A 17,067-nucleotide genomic window follows, 5' to 3' on the forward strand; every position below is an offset into this window, starting at 1 on the left:
AGTACACCGGGTTCTCTTCCGACTGGCTGCGGGCGAGATCCACATCGAACACCAGCTGCGAGTCACCCTTGCGCATGAGGTAGAAGTAGCGCACGGCATCGCGGCCCACCTCGTCGATCAGATCGCGCACGGTAACGTAGGAACCAGCGCGCTTGGAGATCTTCACCTCTTCGCCGCCCTTCATCACCGTCACCATCTGGTGCAGCACATAGTCGGGGTACCCCTGCGGAATCCCGATCCCGAGCGCTTGCAGCCCCGCGCGCACGCGCGTGGTGGTGCTGTGATGATCGGCACCCTGCACGTTAATGGCGCGCGCGTACCCGCGTTCCCACTTGGTCACGTGATAGGCGACGTCGGGGACGAAGTACGTGTAGTCGCCACCCTTGGCCGCGCTCTTCTTCATCACGCGGTCCTTGTCGTCACCGAAGGTGGTGGTGCGCAGAAACAGCGCGCCCTCCTCCTCATACGTGTGCCCGCTGGCCTTGAGCGCCTCCACGGTCTTTTCGACGCGACCGTCGGTGTAGAGCGAGCTCTCGAGGTAATACGTGTCGAACTTCACCCCGAAGGCCTGCATGTCGAGATCCTGCTCGTGACGCAGCGCGGCCACGGCAAACGCGCGCATCGCGTCGAGATCGTTGCCGTCACGATCGTCGGCGTGCTGCTGCACGTAACGCTCAGCGATCTCCTTGATGTACGCGCCGTGATAACCGCCCTCGGGGATCTCGAGCGGATGTCCGGCGAGCTCCCGCACACGCGCCTGTGTGCTCTTGGCAAGGTTGGCGATCTGCGCGCCGGCGTCGTTGTAGTAGAACTCGCGATCGACGTTCCAACCGGTCCACTCGAGCAGGGTGCTGATGGCATCGCCGAGCGCGGCTTGACGGCCGTGCCCCACGTGCAGCGGTCCCGTAGGATTGGCGGAGACGAACTCGACGCACACCTTCTGCTGCTTGCCGAGATCGAGCCGCCCCCACTGCTCGGGGGCCGCGAGAATCTGCAGCAGGCCACGCGCCTGGAATCCGGGGTCGAGGCGGATGTTCACGAACCCCGGCCCCGCGATCTCCGCCGACACAATGCCCACGCTCGACGTGTCGAGCGCGGCAATGAGCGCTTCGGCGATGTCGCGCGGCTTCTTGCCGAGCGGCTTCGCCAGCGTCATGGCGAGGTTGGTGGCCCAATCCCCGAAGGACGGATCACGCGGCCGCTCGAGGATGGGGGAAACGTCGTCGGGCGCACCGAGAGTGCGCGCCGCGCGCGCGAGTTCGGCGCGCAGGGCGTCGGCCTGGGTCACGTGTTGATCAGCAAGAGAAAAGACGGCACACGGCCGTCATGCACCGAAGGGTGCACAACGGCCGTGGTCACTCGGCCTTGGGCGCAGGAGACGCCGCCGGCTTGGTATCAGCCTTGGATTCGGTCGACGACGAGGCGGGGCGCTGATCCTTCTTGCCGTCCTTGCCGTAGTCGGTGATGTAGAAACCCGAACCCTTGAACAGCAGGCCCGCACCACCAGAAATGATGCGTGTGGCCACGCTGCCGTCATCGAGGGTGACGGAGTCCGGGACTTCGCTGATCTTGAAGATCCGCTCGATGATGGAGCCGTCGGGCGTGCGAAATTCGTAAGTTGGCATGGCTACGAAAGTTGGCTGAGGTCAAACAGCCTTGAAACGTAGCCATTCCGAGGAGCGGGTTCAACGGCTGGCGCCGTCAGGACACCAAGAGGGTGGGCGCGCCCGGCGTGTAGGTGACCGTCAGGCGGACCAGATTGGTGGTGCGTTGCGGCGACGATGGAAGATTGACGCCCGCACCATCGAACAGCGCCCCGTGGTTGGGACAGCGGAAGCTGGCGTTGTTCACCACGTTGATCCGCGTGCCGGCATGCGGACACGTCATGGAGAACGCCGCAAAACTGGTGGCACCGGTACGCACGATGGCCACCGGTGTGGTGTTGAGGTTACCGACGCTGCCGGCGACCCCGCCCACGGTGGCCAGCGCTGGCCACGCCGCGATGTTGACCACGAGTCCGATCGGTGCAATGGTCAGCGTGACGGTGAGGATGCGGTCGGCGACCCCGGCCGCGGACACCGTGACCTGCGCGGTATAGGTGCCGTTGCTGAGGCCGGTCGCCGTGGCGCGCAGGGTCAGCACCGCGGGGGTGGTCGTGCTGTTGAAGGTGGCCGACAGCCATCCCACCCCGCCGGCCGAATAGGCCACCTGCGTACGCAACGCCGCGAGGGTACCCGCTCCCCCGTTGGTCACCTGCACCGCCTGGATCTCGGACTGGCTCCCCGCCGGCAGCGCCATGGAGGTCGCGGTGGTCGAGAGCACAATCGACGCGGGGCTGTTGGCATTCTGTACCACGAGCACCACGGCGATGGTCCGCGCTCCGTTGGCGGTCGTATTCACCGTCACGTTCGCGGTATAGGTCCCCACCGCCAGCGTGCCGCGCCGTGCGCTCAGCGTGAGCGTTGCGGGAGCAATCGCGCCGGACACTTGCGCGGTGAGCCATCCGCTAGGCTGGCCCGCCGTGTAGGTGATCGTGGCACTGATGCCCGGAATCGTGCCGCCCCCTGCGTTGCTCACGTTCACCGTTTGCGGGGCTGGATCCGTCGCGCTGGTGGTGAGGGCCGTGAAGGCGAGCGAGGTGGCGCTCACGGCGAGCACCGGCGGCGACGGTGGCCCACCCACCGACAAGGTGCCGTCGAAATTCAGGCGCACGCCGACCGGCTCGAGATCCGAGGTCGCCTGTCCTGACTGCCACAGGCCGTCGGCGTTGAAGACGGCACCGTGATTGGGGCAGCGGAAGCCACTGCGCTCCACCGAGACGATGGTGCCCCGGTGCGGACACGCCAGCGACAGCGCGCGGTATTGGGCCTGGCCGGTCCGTTCCACGAGAACCGGTGCCGAGAGCCCCACTTGCACCACGCTCCGCCCACCGACCGTCTGCAGGGCGGTGATCTGCCGCGGATCCACGAGGAATGGCGTCTCGGGAAACGCCGGAATCGCTTCCGGGCCTCCGATGATGCCGTCGCCGCATCCGGTCACGAGTGCCCCGAGCGACAGCGCGGACGCAGAGGCAAGAAACTGACGGCGGTCGAGTTTGGCACAACCGGCGCAGGCGGCGGGCGCGTCGTTCTCTGCGCCTTCGGAATTCGACGGATGCTCGGGCAGCAACGTCATGAGTCGCGGTGGGGAAAACGTGGCGGGAAGACCAAGGCGCGGACGGCGAATGCCTCCAATACCGCTCAACGGGGACAACGGCGCAAGCACGGCGGCAGCACGACCGCGGCGACCTTCTCCCCGTCGTGCGACGGAATGCCAGCGCTGGAACGCTTACGAATCAAGATACGGGCGTCGCCTTGGTTTGACTTTCCCGTATTCGGAATGACCGGTTTGTTCGCAGACCGACGACGGCCGCCGCACTTTGGACACATGAACGCCTTCCCGTTTTTCCGTGCGCTCCCGCTCGCCCTCGCGGCCGTGGCGCTAGCCGCGCTTCCCGCGCCGGTCCTCGCTCAGGCCTCCCCCGCGGCCGCGCCCTCGCCCTCGCTCACGGCCCCCGGTGTCTCAGCCGAACTGGCCGACCTGCGACGACAGCAGCTACGGGATGTCCGTTATGATCTCGCGCTGCGCGTCAGCACGGGGGACACCGCGAGCGGGTCGGTCACGGTGCAGTTCACCGCCGTCCGCCCCGGTGCGGTGGTCCTCGACTTCCGCGGCCTCGGCGTGAGCGCGACGCGCGTAAACGGTACGGCGTGGCCCGAGGCGGGCAACGCGTGGAACGGGCACCATCTCACCGTCCCGGGGGGTCGGGTGAGACCGGGGCGCAATACGGTGACGGTCGACTTCACCACGCCGATCGCCAACGCCGGCGCGGCGATCATCCGGACACGTGACGCGGCCGACAGCAGCACGTACCTCTACACGTTGCTGGTCCCGAGCGACGCCAACTTGCTGTTTCCCTGTTTCGACCAGCCGGACCTCAAGGCGCGGCTCACGCTGCATCTCACCACGCCCGCGGCGTGGCGCGCCCTCGCCAACGGTGCCGCCATCCGGCGCGACAGCACCGCCGCGACGGTCACTCATCATTTTGCCGAAACCAAGCCGCTCAGCACGTATCTGATGGCCTTTGCCGCCGGGCCCTGGCAGGTGCACACGCGCCAGGAAGTCATTACCCCAGCGGGCGCCGCGGTGCCGACGTCGCTGTACGTGCGCGCCTCACGGGCGAAGGAGGCCGAGTCGGACACGCTGCTCGCGATGAACGCGCGCGCGCTGCGCTGGCTCGGGCGCTACTTCGGCGTGCCGTACGCCTTCGACAAGTACGACGCCCTGCTCGCCCCGGCCTTCCCGTTCGGCGGCATGGAGCATCCTGGGGCGGTGTTCTACAACGAGGAGTCGTTCATCTATCGTGAACGCCCCACCGCTTCCCAGCTGCTCGGCCGGCAGGCGACCACGTTCCACGAGGTGGCGCATCAGTGGTTCGGCGACTTCGTCACCATGCGCTGGTTCGACGACCTGTGGCTCAAGGAAGGCTTTGCCACCTTCATGGCGGCCCGCATGCAGGCCGACCTGGAGCCATCGTCGAATGCGTGGAAGACGTTCTATCTGCGCAATAAGCCGACCGCCTACGGCACCGACGCCACGGCGGGCACCACGCCGGTGTGGCAACGTCTGGCCAACCTCGATCAGGCCAAGAGCAACTACGGCCCCATCGTGTACAACAAGGCGCCGTCGGTGTTGCGGCAATTGGAGTATCTCGTGGGGCCGGCGGCCTTCCAGCGCGGGGTGCAGCACTTTCTCCGTACCCACGCGTACGGCAACGCCACGTGGCAGGCGCTGCTGCAGTCCATCGGGATGGCGTCGAATCGCGATCTGCGTGCGTGGGGACGTCAGTGGATGCTGCGCCCCGGGATGCCGGTGATCACCCAGCAGCTCGAATCCGCAAACGGGCGCATCACGCGACTGCGGCTCGTGCAGCGACCGGCCCAACGCGCCGTGAGTGGCGCGGGGGCCTGGCCGCTCAAGGTGCAGGTGCGGCTCCACTATGCCGATCGGCCATCGGTGAGCCTGCCGGTCGAGCTCCGTGGCGACACGACGATCATCGCCGCGGCGGCCGGACGCCCGGTGCCGGCCTTCGTGTTCGCCAATGAGGGGGATTATGGTTACGCCATCGTCCTCCCCGACAGTGCGAGCGTCACGTGGCTGGAGACTCATGTGAGCGAGGTGAAGGACGACTTCCTGCGGGCCATGGTGTGGGGCGCACTGTGGGATCTCGTGCGGGAGGGCGAGCTGGCCCCGGTGCGTTTCGCGCGCATCGCCATGCAGGCGCTGCCGCGCGAGCGGGATGAACAGCTCGCGGCCGCACTGGTGGGACGCCTGAATGCCGCGGTGTCGCGTTACGCCACCGAGCCCGTGCGCGACGCCCTGCTACCGGACGTGGAACGCCTCCTGATCCTGGGCGCGCAGGATACCAGCGCCAGCTACGGCAGCCGCAAGGCGCACCTCGACAGCTACGTATCGCTGGCCCGACGCGACGGCGCGCTCGGGCAGTTGCGTCGCTGGCTCGCCAGTGACAGCGCGGCCGGGTTGCTGCTGCGCGCCCCGACCCGCTGGGCAATGGTAACCAGTCTCGTCTCGCAAGGCGCCCCCGATCGTGATTCGCTTATCGCGGCCGAGCGGCTGCGGGACAAGTCCACCGAGGGGCAACGGCTCGCCTTCGTGGCCGGCGCCGCCGCGCCGGACAGCGCGACGAAGCACATGCTGTTCGACCGCTGGTTCCGCGATGCGTCGCTCAACGAGGAGTGGGTCACCTCGAGCCTGCGTGCGTTCCATGATCCCGACCAGCAGCGGCTCACACGCCGCTATCTCGCGGCCGCACTCGACACGTTGCCGTGGATTCAGAAGAACCGCCGGATCTTCTTCCTCGGCAGTTGGCTCGCCAACACACTGGGAGGTCAGACGGAACGGGCAGCGCTCACTGCCGTGGATGCGTGGCTCAGCGCCAACCCCGATCTAGCACTCGACCTTCGGCAAAAGGTATTGCAGGCGCGTGATGATCTCGAGCGGACGGTGCGGGTTCGGGAGCGGTACGCGGGCCCTACGGCGCCGACCGGCGCCGAACCCAACTCGAACCGGTAGCACCCATCGTTCCACCGGCTTCGGCCGATACCTCTGCGCCGGTCGCGACGACCGCGACATAAGCGGCGACGAGGCCCCCATGGCTGCTCGCGACGCGAATTCCGACAGCGAATCAGTTAAGAAAGGTCGGGTCGCGTGCGTGGCCCTTCCGCGACCTGCTTTCCGCTCGTACTGTAATCCGACCAACAGTACCCGGGGACGGTGCCTGTTCTTACATGCACCGGTTCCCCATTGCGGCCGCAACCCGGCGGACGCCGAGGGCACCTAGGACTCACATTCGGGAACAAGGAACACATGCGTCTCTTTCGTACGGGCGCTGTGGCGCTGGCGATGCTTGTCGCCGCGGCCACAGACCTCCACGCCCAGCGACGGCTTACAGGCCGCGTGACCGAGGAAGGCAACAACGCCCCGCTGGCGGCGGCGAGCATTCAGGTGGTCGGCACCACGACCGGCGCCTACACCGATGGCTCGGGCAATTTTGCGCTGCAGGTGCCGAGCGGCGCCGTGTCGCTCCGAGTCCGTCGCATCGGCTACCAGATGCGCACGGTGCTCGTGCAGGCAGACCAGCAGAGCGTGACCGTAGAACTCAAGAAGGACGTTCTCCAGCTCGAAACGCAGGTTGTGACGGCCCAGTCAGGCTCGATCGACCGGCGTTCGGCGGCCACCACGGTGGCGGCGGTGAGTGCCGAGGACTTGAATCGTGTCCCCGCGATGACCGTCGACCAGGCGCTGCAGGGTAAGGTGACCGGCGCGCGCATCAACATGAACACCGGTGCTCCTGGCGGCGGTGGTCAGATCCAGATCCGCGGTACGACGTCGATCCTTGGTAATGGTGAGCCGCTCTTCGTCATCGACGGCGTGATCATGTCGAACGCCTCGATCGCCGGCGGTTCCAACACGCTGACGCGTGCCGGTGGGGCGGGAACGAACATTGCGAGCGTGCAGGACAACCGCACCAACCGCCTCGCGGATTTGAACCCGAATGAGATCGAGGACATTCAGGTGCTCAAGGACGCCGCTGCCGCCGCGCTGTACGGGTCGCGCGCGACGAACGGCGTCGTGATCATCACCACGAAGCGTGGCCGCAGTGGCCAGCCCCGCTGGAACCTGACGCAGCGTGTCGGTCAGTCGTCGCTGCTGCGCGGCATCGGCACGCGCTGCTTCGCCGACTCGTCGCGCGCCGTCACGGCAGCCGCGTCTGCCGCGAGTCAGGCGATCGCCATCGAGGCGTTCAACGCGGCGAAGGCGGCGAATGGTGGAAACATCCCCTGCTACGATCACGTGGGCCAGCTCTTCGGCGAAGCGCCGATGGCGTGGGAGTCGGCGGCCAACGTCTCCGGCGGCTCCGATGCCACGCGGTACTTTTCGTCGATCAGCCGCAAGTATGATGGCGGTATCGCGGTAGGCACCGGCGCACTACGCGACAACGCGCGCATCAATCTCGACCAGAACATCTCGAGCCGCCTGCAGGCGCGCATCGACCTCGGGTACACGCGGTCGGTCGCCAACCGCGGCCTCTCGAACAACGGCAACGATCCGAATACGTCGCCGCTGTATGTCTTCGGCAAGACCCCCAGCTTCCTCGAACTGCAGAACCGCGACGCGACGGGGAACTTCCCGGTGAACCGCTTCGGTGGCGGCGGCGCGGCGGCGAACACGTCGAACCCCTTCCAGACGTTCCAGTTCGTCACCAACGACGAGAATGTCGACCGATTCGTGGGTTCGGCCACGCTGGGCTGGCAGGCGGTAGCGCGTGAGCAGAATCAGGTGCGCGTCGAGTATCAGGTCGGCGTCGACCGCTTCACGCAGGACAACTTCCTGTACAGCCCGAACTTCCTGCAGTTCGAACCGCAGGACGGCCTGCCGGGTACGGTGGTGACGACGAACGCCCTCTCGCGCCAGTTCAACCAGGTGCTCCGCACCAACTGGAACTTCGCACCGAACGGCTTCTTCGCGACCTTCAACACGGTGGCCGGCGTGACCGAAGAGCAGCAGGGGCTCAACGTCGGTCGCGTGCGCGCGCAGGGGCTCATCCCCGGCGTGACCAACGTCAATCAGGGTCAGCAGCTCACCTTCCAGAACCAGGAGCTGCAGACGGACCAGGGTCTGTTCCTGCAGACGACGGCTCTGGCCTTCGACGATCGCCTGACCCTTGGCGCGGGCGTTCGTGGCGATCGCTCGAGCAACAACGGTGACCGCGATAAGTACTACGTGTTCCCGAGCGCGCAGGCTGCCTATCGCCTCATGAAGGTGGTGCCGGGCGTCGACGAACTGAAGCTGCTCGCCAACTGGGGACAGACCGGTAACCGTCCGTTGTACGGCCAGCGCTTCATCACGTTCGGCAACACGCCGTTCATCAACGGTGTCAACGGCATCGGTACGAACCCGACGCTCGGCAACCCCGAGGTGCGTCCGGAGCGCAAGACCGACTTCGTGCTCGGCTTCAGCGCGGCCGGGTTCCAGCAGCGCGTGAGCCTGGAATACGCCTATGTCGACACGCGCATCGACGATGTGCTGTTCAACCGGCCGATTCCGCCCACGGCGGGCATCTCGCAGCAGATCTTCAACGGCGGCCGTCTGCGCAACAAGGCGCACGAGGCGACGCTCACGCTCGCCCCGATTCAGCGTCGGAATTTCTCGTGGGTGAGCCGCACGGCGTTCCAGCGGATCCGGAACGTGACGGAAGAGCTCCCGATTCCGCCCTTCAACCCGGCGAACGTAGGCTTCGGCGCGGCCTATGGTCGTCCGCGCATCACGCAGGGTGTCTCGACCACCGCGATCTGGGGCAACCGTCCGATCTTCCGTGACGACGGCACCGTCGTGACGCGCGATACGATCATCGGCGACGCCGTCCCCGATCACGAAATGTTCTTCACGAACACCTTCACGGTCGGGCGCTTCACGCTCAACACGCAGCTCGACTGGCGTCAGGGTGGAGACCTCACCAACCTGACCCAGAATATCTGGGACCAGTTCCAGCGCTCCCGTGACTATGACGCGCCGTCGCCGTGCCGCGGGCAGACGCGGGACAACCTCGCCTGCGTACGCAACGCCGGTGGGGTCCGGACGATGCTCGATACGTCGAGCACCGCGACGCTCGGCGACTATCGGTTCCGCCGCTGGAATAACGGTGGTGACGCGCGCGTGTACGTGCAGGACGGCTCGTTCGTGAAGCTGCGCGAAGTGTCGCTCACCTACTCGGTGCCGCAGTCCATCGCGCGTCGCCTGCTCGGTCAGCGTGTCAGCGACGTACGTCTGAACGTCGTCGGCCGCAACCTCGCCGTGTTCATGGACTACTGGGGCATGGACCCGGAAGTCACGAACTTCGGCAACGGCCCGATCCGCAGCGCGGTGGACCTCGCGCCATTCCCGCCGAGCCGTCAGTTCTTCTTCAGCGTGGACGTGAGTTTCTAAGCCATGGCCACCTTCATCACACATGTGCGGAGTAACCGCATGACCCGACTTATGCCGGCGCTCGCCGCGGCGGCCGTGCTTCTCGCCGGTTGCAGCGCGGATCGCCTGAACGTTCCGAATTTCAACGAGGCGAGTTCTGACCAGCCGGTCGATCGTCCGCTGCTCCAGAATCTGGCGTCTGGCATTCTGGCCGAGCAGCGTGGCGGTCTGACGGGCCTCGTCTCCAATACCGGCGTGCTTGGACGCGAAAGCTTCCTGTACACCAGTTCGGAACCCCGCAACACGACGCTCTTCCTCGGTGCGTTCCCACTCGACAACTCCGGCTTCACGAACGGTCAGTGGGACCCGCGCTTCCGTAACGCGCGCAATGCGATTGCGCTGGTGAGCACGGCCAACGGTGCCGCGTTCCTCAGCGACGGAGAGAAGAACGCGGTGCGCGGCTTCGCCAACACGATGCGAGCGCTCGATCTGTACTACGTCATCGCGACTCGTGACTCGCTCGGTATCCCGACGGCGATCGACGTGGTGACGAACCAGCCGCAGCCATTCGTGTCGCGTGACTCGGCCTACCGCTTCATCAGCGGGATTCTCGATTCGGCGGCCACGCAGTTGGCGGCTGCCGGTTCGGCGGCGTTTCCCTTCACGCTGCCGCCCGGTTTCGCCGGATTCAATACGCCGGCGACGTTCCGCCAGTTCAACCGCGGCCTCGCGGCGCGTGTCCACGTGTACCGTGGCACGCTCGACTGCGGCAACGCGTGCTTCACGGCGGCGCTCACCGCCCTCGGGGAATCGTTCCTGAATGCCTCGGCTGGCGCGGATCTGCGTCGCGGTGTGTATCACACGTTCAGCACCGCCGCCGGTGACGCGCTCAACACGCTGTCGATTCCGGTTACCCCCGACCAGATCGCGCACCCGAGCATTCGCCCGGACGCGCAGCTGCAGGGCAATGGCACGCGGGACCAGCGTTTCATGACGAAGATCCGCACGATCCCCACGCGTAATGCGCCCGGCGGTCTTGCGGTGGGCATTCCGACGGACGTCGGGTTCACGCTGTATCCGGAGCAGACGACGCCGCTGCCGATTCTGCGCAATGAGGAGCTCATCCTTCTGCGCGCCGAAGCGAACGTCGGCCTGAACAACCTCTCGGCCGCACTGACGGACATCAACTACATCCGTACGACCGCCGGGCTCCTGTCGCCCATCGCGTCGTTCGCGAACCGCGATGCCGCCATCGATGCCATGCTGTACGAGAAGCGCTACTCGCTCCTCTGGGAAGGCCATCGTTGGTTTGACGTGCGCCGTTGGGGCCGTTTGCTCACGCTGCCGCTCGACATCCCGACGCACTTCCGTGCGCGCGTGATGCCGGTGCCGCAGTCGGAGTGCCTCGCCCGCAGCACGCTGCCGGCGAACCTCCGCGCTCCCGGCTGCCCGTAAGCGGCCGGACGCTGCCAAACAGAACGGCCCGGGTCGCCATCTGGCGATCCGGGCCGTTCTGCTTTTTCATCGTGGGGACGTCCGCGCGGTACCGGATGCCGGTTCGGCATCCTTCACTTCTTCGTAAGGTCCCCGCAGGCCACGATGATGCCCATCGCGGCCGCCGCGTCGTGGATGTTCACGTAGTAGGTGGCGGTGTCGGCAAGCGTCACGGGGATGTTGGCCGTGCCCTTCCCCTGCCCCTTGGCATCGATGGCAATGGGCGTGTAGGCCCGGCCGCCCCCCACCACCCCTCCGGATTGCTTGCAACTCCCGCTGTGCACGTGCCACGGCCGCGTGGCCCCTGGCGTGTCACCGTCGAGGGTGACGGTCACCTCGGTGCCCTTCCCATCAGCGGTGGGGCGCGCCGTGGCGGCGCCGGTGACCTTGCGTCCGTCGCGCCCGGCAAGCGTTGCCGTATACTCGGCGCGCGGCGTACCGTTCGCGCGCAGCCTCCCAATGGACGGAGCGGCCTCGAGCAGACTGGATACGGCGACGGTGACCAGCGTGAGCGTGACGGCGGCGTAGGGGGCGCGCATGCGGATACTCGCGGAAGGAGTGGAGCCAGTGCGTCAGGGACGACGGCGCGTCCAGTGGGGCTGCGACGGAGGCGGGGCAGGCTTCCGCGGCTTGGGCGGAGGCAAAGGGCGCCCACGGCCGGTGTACTGAGCCGAACGGGCGTCGAGCAGGAAGATAAGCGCGACCGTCAGGAGCACCACCGCGAACGCCAGCGCCAGTAGCCGGGTTCGAAACTGACGGTCGTCGATGAACAGCGACCCAATGAGCAACGGCATCGCGATCAGGAACAACCGGATCATTCGGCGATCGAAGTCGCTCGGGACGATCTTCACCCCGCGCGGGGCGAGCTTGAGCCGGTACTCTGCTTCAGCCGCCAGCGCGAACAGGCCGTCTTCAACGCGGCGGAACCACGTGAGCGGATTGAGGGACCAGCGGGCCGGGCGCGTCTTCATACGCGATGAATGACGGGAGCAAGCCGAAGGATCCCGGTCGGCTGCGGCGCGCGCTTCAACTGCGCTCCACAATACGATCGATCAGGAAGCTCGACTGCACGAGCGCCTCCGCGGTGAAGTCGCCAAAGAAGGCGCGCACTTCCTCGAAGAGGTTGGTGAAGGCCATCTGATCGCCGACGGCGAGAATTTCGGCTACTTCCCGAACAGAGGCACCGAGCGCTGCCGTTACCGCTGCCGTTCCCGGGTTTCGCATCTCGATGGGCCCGTACAGCGCCGGGTCCTGCGCGAAGTGCCTGGCAGCGACGTACAACTCGAGCAGATAGGCTGGCGACGTGAAGGGGAGGGTCTCACCGAGCGGCAACCCGAGTCGAGCCAGCGTGAGCCCCTGCACCTGTGTCTGGAAGTGCGTCAGCACCTGCACCACCGACATCACGCGGTCGTGATGCTCGGCCGACGTCTCGGTGATCACCAGTCCGCGCGCGGTGAGGCTGCGGGCGACCCAATCAGCCCAGGCATCGCCGCGCCCGCGGCAGAGCACCACCCGCTGCCCCTGCAGGGTGTGCACACTGGGGCCGAACATGGGATGGGTACCCACCACGCTGGCCGGCGTGCTTTCGAGCATCGCCTGCATCGGCGCCGCCTTGATACTGGTGACGTCCATGAGGAGCGCCTCGGGGCGCACATGCGGACCGACGGTGCGCACCACGGCGTCCGTGCGGTCGATGGGCACCGAAATCACGATCACGTCCGCGGCAGCAGCCGCCTCTTCGGCCCGCAGCACGGTATCGGTGTCGACCACCAGCAGACGATGACCGAGGTCACCGAAGAGACGCGCCATGAGTCGGCCAATCTTGCCGTGCCCCCCGATGATGGCCACGGTACGCGCGTGATCGCCACTGGGCACCTCCGCGCGGAGCGCGGCCTGATGATCACGACTCGAGCGCAGCAGCACGCGGAAAATCGACTCGATTTCGCCTGCGGGCAAACCGAGTTCCAGGGCCCGTTCGTGACGGTCGCGCAGCACATCCTGTTCGCGCTGCGGGTCGCGAATGCGCAGGCCGTGCTGCCGCTTCCAGGCCGCCACTTCCGCCACCAGCGCCATGCGCCGCGCGAGAATCTGCAGCAGGTCGCGGTCGAGCGCATCGATCATCGCGCGCACCACCGCCAGCGGGCGGGGCTGCATCGCTCCCCCACCGTCAGCAGGCGCTGCGCCGCCGGCCGCGGACGTGTCGAAAGACATTACGCCGGACGATTAGACAAGCGACGGGTGGTACCGCCCCCAGTGCTGCTCGAGGGTATCGGCAATCTCGCCAACCGACGCTCGAGCCCGCACGGCATCGATGATGCGCGGCATCAACTCGGTACGCGCGCCCTCGTGCGACGGCAGATAATGCGGTGCGGCCTCGGCCAGACGGGCAAGCGCCGTCTCGACAGCGGCGTTGTCACGACGGGCGCGCACGTCGGCCAAGCGGGCCACCTGATCCTTCTCGAGCGCACTGAAGTCCGGCGCCGGAATGATGGGCGGCTCCTGTCCGTCACCGAACTTGTTCACGCCGACGACCACCGTATCGCCCGCCTCCACGCGCAGCTGGTACTCGTATGCGCTGCGACCGATCTCCTCCTGAAAGAAACCGGCCCGAATGGCCTCAGCGGCGCCACCGAGCTCGTCGACCTTGGCGAGCAGCTCGAGGGCACGGTTCTCGATCGTGTTGGTGAGCTGCTCCACATACCAGCTTCCGGCGAGTGGATCCACGGTGTTGGCGATCCCCGACTCATAGCCCACGATCTGCTGCGTGCGCAGCGCCAGCGTGGCCGCTTCGGCCGTGGGGAGCGCCAGCGCTTCGTCGTAGCCGTTGGTGTGCAGCGACTGCGTTCCGCCGAGCGTGGCTGCAAGCGCCTGGATGGTGACACGCACGATGTTGTTGTGCGGCTGCTGCGCCTGAAGCGTCACGCCTCCCGTCTGCGTGTGGAAGCGCAGGCGGCAGCTCGCATCGTTGGCGCCGAAGCGCTCACGCATCAGGCGCGCCCACAACCGTCGGGCCGCGCGGAACTTCGCGACTTCCTCGAACAGATCGTTGTGCGCAGCAAAAAAGAACGACAGCCGCGGCGCGAACGCATCCACTGGTAGCCCCGCCTGTACGGCCTGCTGCACGTAGGCGAGCGCATCCGCGAAGGTGAACGCCACCTCCTGCACCGCCGTGGCCCCCGCCTCGCGAATGTGATAGCCGCTGATGGAGATCGGATTCCACTGCGGTACTTCCGCGGCGCAGAAGCGAAACATCTCCGCCGTGAGGGCGAGCGACGGCGCCGGCGGATACACGTACGTGCCGCGGGCGATGTACTCCTTGAGAATGTCGTTCTGCACCGTGCCCGACAGCTTGTCGCGGCTGATGCCACGCTCCTCGGCCACCACGATGTACATCGCCAGCAGCGTAGACGCCGTGGCATTGATCGTCATGCTCGTAGAGACCTTATCGAGCGGAATGCCATCAAGCAGCAGGTGCATGTCATCGACAGTGTCGATGGCCACACCGACGCGGCCAACTTCTCCGAGTGCACGCGGAGAACTGGAATCGATCCCCATCTGCGTGGGGAGATCAAAGGCCACGGACAGTCCTGTCTGGCCCGCGTCGAGCAACAGCTTGAACCGCTCGTTGGTGGCCTTCGCGGTACCGAATCCGGCGTACTGCCGCATGGTCCACAAGCGGCCACGATACATCGTGGGCTGCACGCCACGTGTGAACGGGAACTGTCCCGGATCACCGAGATCGTGCGCGTAATCGATAGGCGTATCGTCGGGGCGCACCACGGCCGCGACAGGAATACCGGATGGGGAGAGACGGTCGGTCATCCCCCCAATCTATCAGGTAGCAACCACCGGTGAGGGGGCCGCGCGCGTGCCGCCGCGGCGTTCCGGGATACCGGGTGCGACGTACTTCGGCAGTGGGAACTCGCTGACGAGTTCGACCTCGGCCTTGCTGCCGATGTACAACGGAGAGCGCTGGTGCAACTCGGTGGGCTCGATGTCGAGAATGCTGCCATACCCATCGGTGGCCAGACCGCCGGCCTGTTCGGCGATGAAAGCCAACGGATTGGCCTCATACAGCAGGCGCAGCTTGCCGCGCGTGGCCTTTTCGTTCGCCGGATAGCAGAACACGCCACCACCGAGGAGATTGCGGTGGAAATCGGCCACGAGAGACCCCACGTAGCGCACGTTGAGTGCCTTCTTCTGGCCGTCGAGTCCACGGTAGCGCCGCATGAGCGCGCGAGTGGCTTCCGGCCAGTCCTGCTCATAGGCGTCGTTCACCGAGAGATAACGCGCCCGTTCAGGAATACGGATGTTCGGGTGCGAGAGCAGGAATTCGCCGATGGACGGATCGAGGGTGAACCCGTGTGCTCCCTGCCCGGTGGTGTACACCATCATGGTGCTCGAGCCGTACAGGATGTATCCGGCGGCCACCTGCCGGCGCCCCGGCTGGAGCATGTCCTCCATCTCGCCTCGAGTACCGCGGGTGATCTTGCGGAACACGGAGAAGATGGTGCCGACGGGCACGTTGACGTCGATGTTGCTCGAACCATCGAGCGGATCGAAGAGCAACACGTACTTGCCGTGCCGGAAGCCCTCGGGGATCTGGATGATGTCGGGCTCTTCCTCCGAAGCCATCGCGCAGAGCCGGCCACCGTGATCGAACGCCTTCACGACGATTTCGTTGGCGATCACATCGAGCTTCTGCTGCACCTCGCCCTGCACATTCTCGTTGGATGTCGCCCCGAGAATGTCGGCGAGGCCTGCGCTGCGCACCTTGTTCGCGATCATCTTGCCGGCGAGCGCCATGTCGTACAGGATGCCCGACAATTCCCCGGTGGCATCGGGGAACATGCGTTCCTGTTCGATGATGAAACGTTCGATCGTGACGACTGACGTCGCAGTATGCTTGACCACGGTACGGTCCCCAATGGGTAGGTGCAGCGCGCCGCCGCTGCAGCGGCAAGGCGGTCACAACGCAGAAGGCAATGAGCGGAAAGCTGTGATGCCCGGGCAATCTCATGCAAGAGCAACGCCGCCAATTTCCGCCGCGCGGCGCGGTGAAACACATGTAACAGCAGGCCGTCCGCCTACAGATTACCGAACGCCGGTGACCGGTGGAAGGATCCATCGTTCCCCCTCGGTTTCCACCGATAGCTCGCGACCATTTGAGCGCACCACAACCGTCCCGTGCTGGTCGGTGCGCAAGGCGGGAATGCCTCGTTGCCGCAGTGCCCCGAGCGTTTCCGGTGCGGGATGCCCGTAACGGTTCCCTGCCCCGACCGACGCGATCGCCAGCCGTGGAGCGACGACGTCGAGCAGCGCAGCGGACGAGCTCGTTCGGCTCCCGTGGTGGCCAAGCTTCAGGACATCCGCCGCGAGTTCGTCCGGGCGATAGTGGGAGAGTAACCACGCCTCCTCCTCACGCTCGGCATCGCCGGTAAGCAGAAACCGCGTGCGGCCGTGATCGACGCGCAAGACAACCGACGTTTCGTTGGCATCATCCTGTGCCGCCGTCCAAGCGCTGTCAGGGGCAAGTACGGTGAGCACCACACCATCGAGGGCGAACCGTTGGCCGGGCGAGACACGGTGCCACGTCGTTCCTACCGCACGCACGGCGGCCAAGGCCTCCCGATAACCGGGGCTGGCCGTCACGAACGCGGGCTCCCACCACGCCTGCGGACGGAGCGCGCGCACGACCGACGAGGCGCCACCAGCGTGATCGTCGTGCGGATGCGACAGCACAAAAAGCGCGACGGCGCCGCCGTGTCGGCGGAGATAAGGGATCACCATACGCCGGCCCGCATCGCCGCCACGCCATCGCCGTCCGGCGTCGACCACAATCCATCGCCCGCGCGGAGTACGCAGGGCGATCGCATCGCCCTGCCCCACGTCCAGTACGTGCAGCTCGAGGTCTCCCGTGGCAGGAGCAAGGAGTGACCACCACATGGCAAGCACGGCAACCGCGACCGATGCCACGTACCACGGCGCCCCTCGCCGGGACGCCGTGCCGCGTACGACCAGCGCGGCGGCCATGCCGCCGCCCATCGC

At 66.5% G+C, this 17,067-nt stretch carries 12 protein-coding genes; 3 read left to right on the forward strand and 9 right to left on the reverse strand.

Annotation, left to right across the window (positions count from 1 at the left end; translation table 11 throughout):
- The 3 genes from argS to ACIQ6O_RS04650 form a co-directional block, all read right to left on the reverse strand.
- The coding region (gene argS / locus ACIQ6O_RS04640) for an arginine--tRNA ligase (RefSeq protein ID WP_396206620.1) at positions 1 to 1,288 on the reverse strand (1,288 nt) is incomplete at its 3' end.
- Positions 1,289 to 1,355: 67 nt separating this feature from the next.
- Positions 1,356 to 1,625 (reverse strand): zinc ribbon domain-containing protein, encoded by a 270-nt coding sequence (locus tag ACIQ6O_RS04645; RefSeq protein WP_396206621.1) that lies wholly within the window; start codon positions 1,623 to 1,625, stop codon positions 1,356 to 1,358.
- A gap of 76 nt (positions 1,626 to 1,701) precedes the next feature.
- On the reverse strand, positions 1,702 to 3,174 hold the full coding sequence (locus ACIQ6O_RS04650; protein WP_396206622.1) for a Rieske 2Fe-2S domain-containing protein: 1,473 nt from the start codon (positions 3,172 to 3,174) through the stop codon (positions 1,702 to 1,704).
- Between the two features lie 252 nt (positions 3,175 to 3,426).
- Here ACIQ6O_RS04650 and ACIQ6O_RS04655 point away from each other — a divergent pair, with 252 nt between their 5' ends.
- The 3 genes from ACIQ6O_RS04655 (at position 3,427) to ACIQ6O_RS04665 (ending at position 10,980) form a co-directional block, all read left to right on the forward strand.
- Positions 3,427 to 6,132, forward strand: a complete 2,706-nt coding sequence (locus ACIQ6O_RS04655; RefSeq protein ID WP_396206623.1) for a M1 family metallopeptidase — start codon at positions 3,427 to 3,429, stop codon at positions 6,130 to 6,132.
- Positions 6,133 to 6,426: 294 nt separating this feature from the next.
- Positions 6,427 to 9,546, forward strand: coding sequence for a SusC/RagA family TonB-linked outer membrane protein (locus ACIQ6O_RS04660; RefSeq protein WP_396206624.1), 3,120 nt, complete (start codon positions 6,427 to 6,429; stop codon positions 9,544 to 9,546).
- Positions 9,547 to 9,585: 39 nt separating this feature from the next.
- Complete coding sequence (locus ACIQ6O_RS04665) at positions 9,586 to 10,980, forward strand: RagB/SusD family nutrient uptake outer membrane protein (RefSeq protein WP_396206625.1); 1,395 nt, start codon at positions 9,586 to 9,588, stop codon at positions 10,978 to 10,980.
- Between the two features lie 113 nt (positions 10,981 to 11,093).
- On the opposite strand, the gene ACIQ6O_RS04670 is transcribed toward ACIQ6O_RS04665, so the two are convergent.
- From ACIQ6O_RS04670 to ACIQ6O_RS04695, 6 genes are all read right to left on the reverse strand, one after another.
- Positions 11,094 to 11,558, reverse strand: coding sequence for a hypothetical protein (locus tag ACIQ6O_RS04670; RefSeq protein ID WP_396206626.1), 465 nt, complete (start codon positions 11,556 to 11,558; stop codon positions 11,094 to 11,096).
- Positions 11,559 to 11,591: 33 nt separating this feature from the next.
- A complete protein-coding gene (locus ACIQ6O_RS04675; RefSeq protein WP_396206627.1) occupies positions 11,592 to 11,990 on the reverse strand; it encodes a hypothetical protein in 399 nt (132 codons plus the stop codon).
- Between the two features lie 55 nt (positions 11,991 to 12,045).
- Positions 12,046 to 13,230, reverse strand: a complete 1,185-nt coding sequence (gene tyrA, locus ACIQ6O_RS04680) for a bifunctional chorismate mutase/prephenate dehydrogenase (RefSeq protein ID WP_396206628.1) — start codon at positions 13,228 to 13,230, stop codon at positions 12,046 to 12,048.
- Between the two features lie 12 nt (positions 13,231 to 13,242).
- Positions 13,243 to 14,841 (reverse strand): methylmalonyl-CoA mutase, encoded by a 1,599-nt coding sequence (locus ACIQ6O_RS04685; RefSeq protein ID WP_396206629.1) that lies wholly within the window; start codon positions 14,839 to 14,841, stop codon positions 13,243 to 13,245.
- A gap of 12 nt (positions 14,842 to 14,853) precedes the next feature.
- Complete coding sequence (gene fbp / locus ACIQ6O_RS04690; protein ID WP_396206630.1) at positions 14,854 to 15,933, reverse strand: class 1 fructose-bisphosphatase; 1,080 nt, start codon at positions 15,931 to 15,933, stop codon at positions 14,854 to 14,856.
- 180 nt (positions 15,934 to 16,113) lie between these two features.
- Positions 16,114 to 17,067: ComEC/Rec2 family competence protein (locus ACIQ6O_RS04695; RefSeq protein WP_396206631.1), on the reverse strand; the 954-nt coding region annotated here is incomplete at its 5' end.

Origin of the sequence: Gemmatimonas sp., assembly GCF_044345575.1 — a bacterium.
Classification (GTDB): Bacteria; Gemmatimonadota; Gemmatimonadetes; order Gemmatimonadales; family Gemmatimonadaceae; genus Gemmatimonas.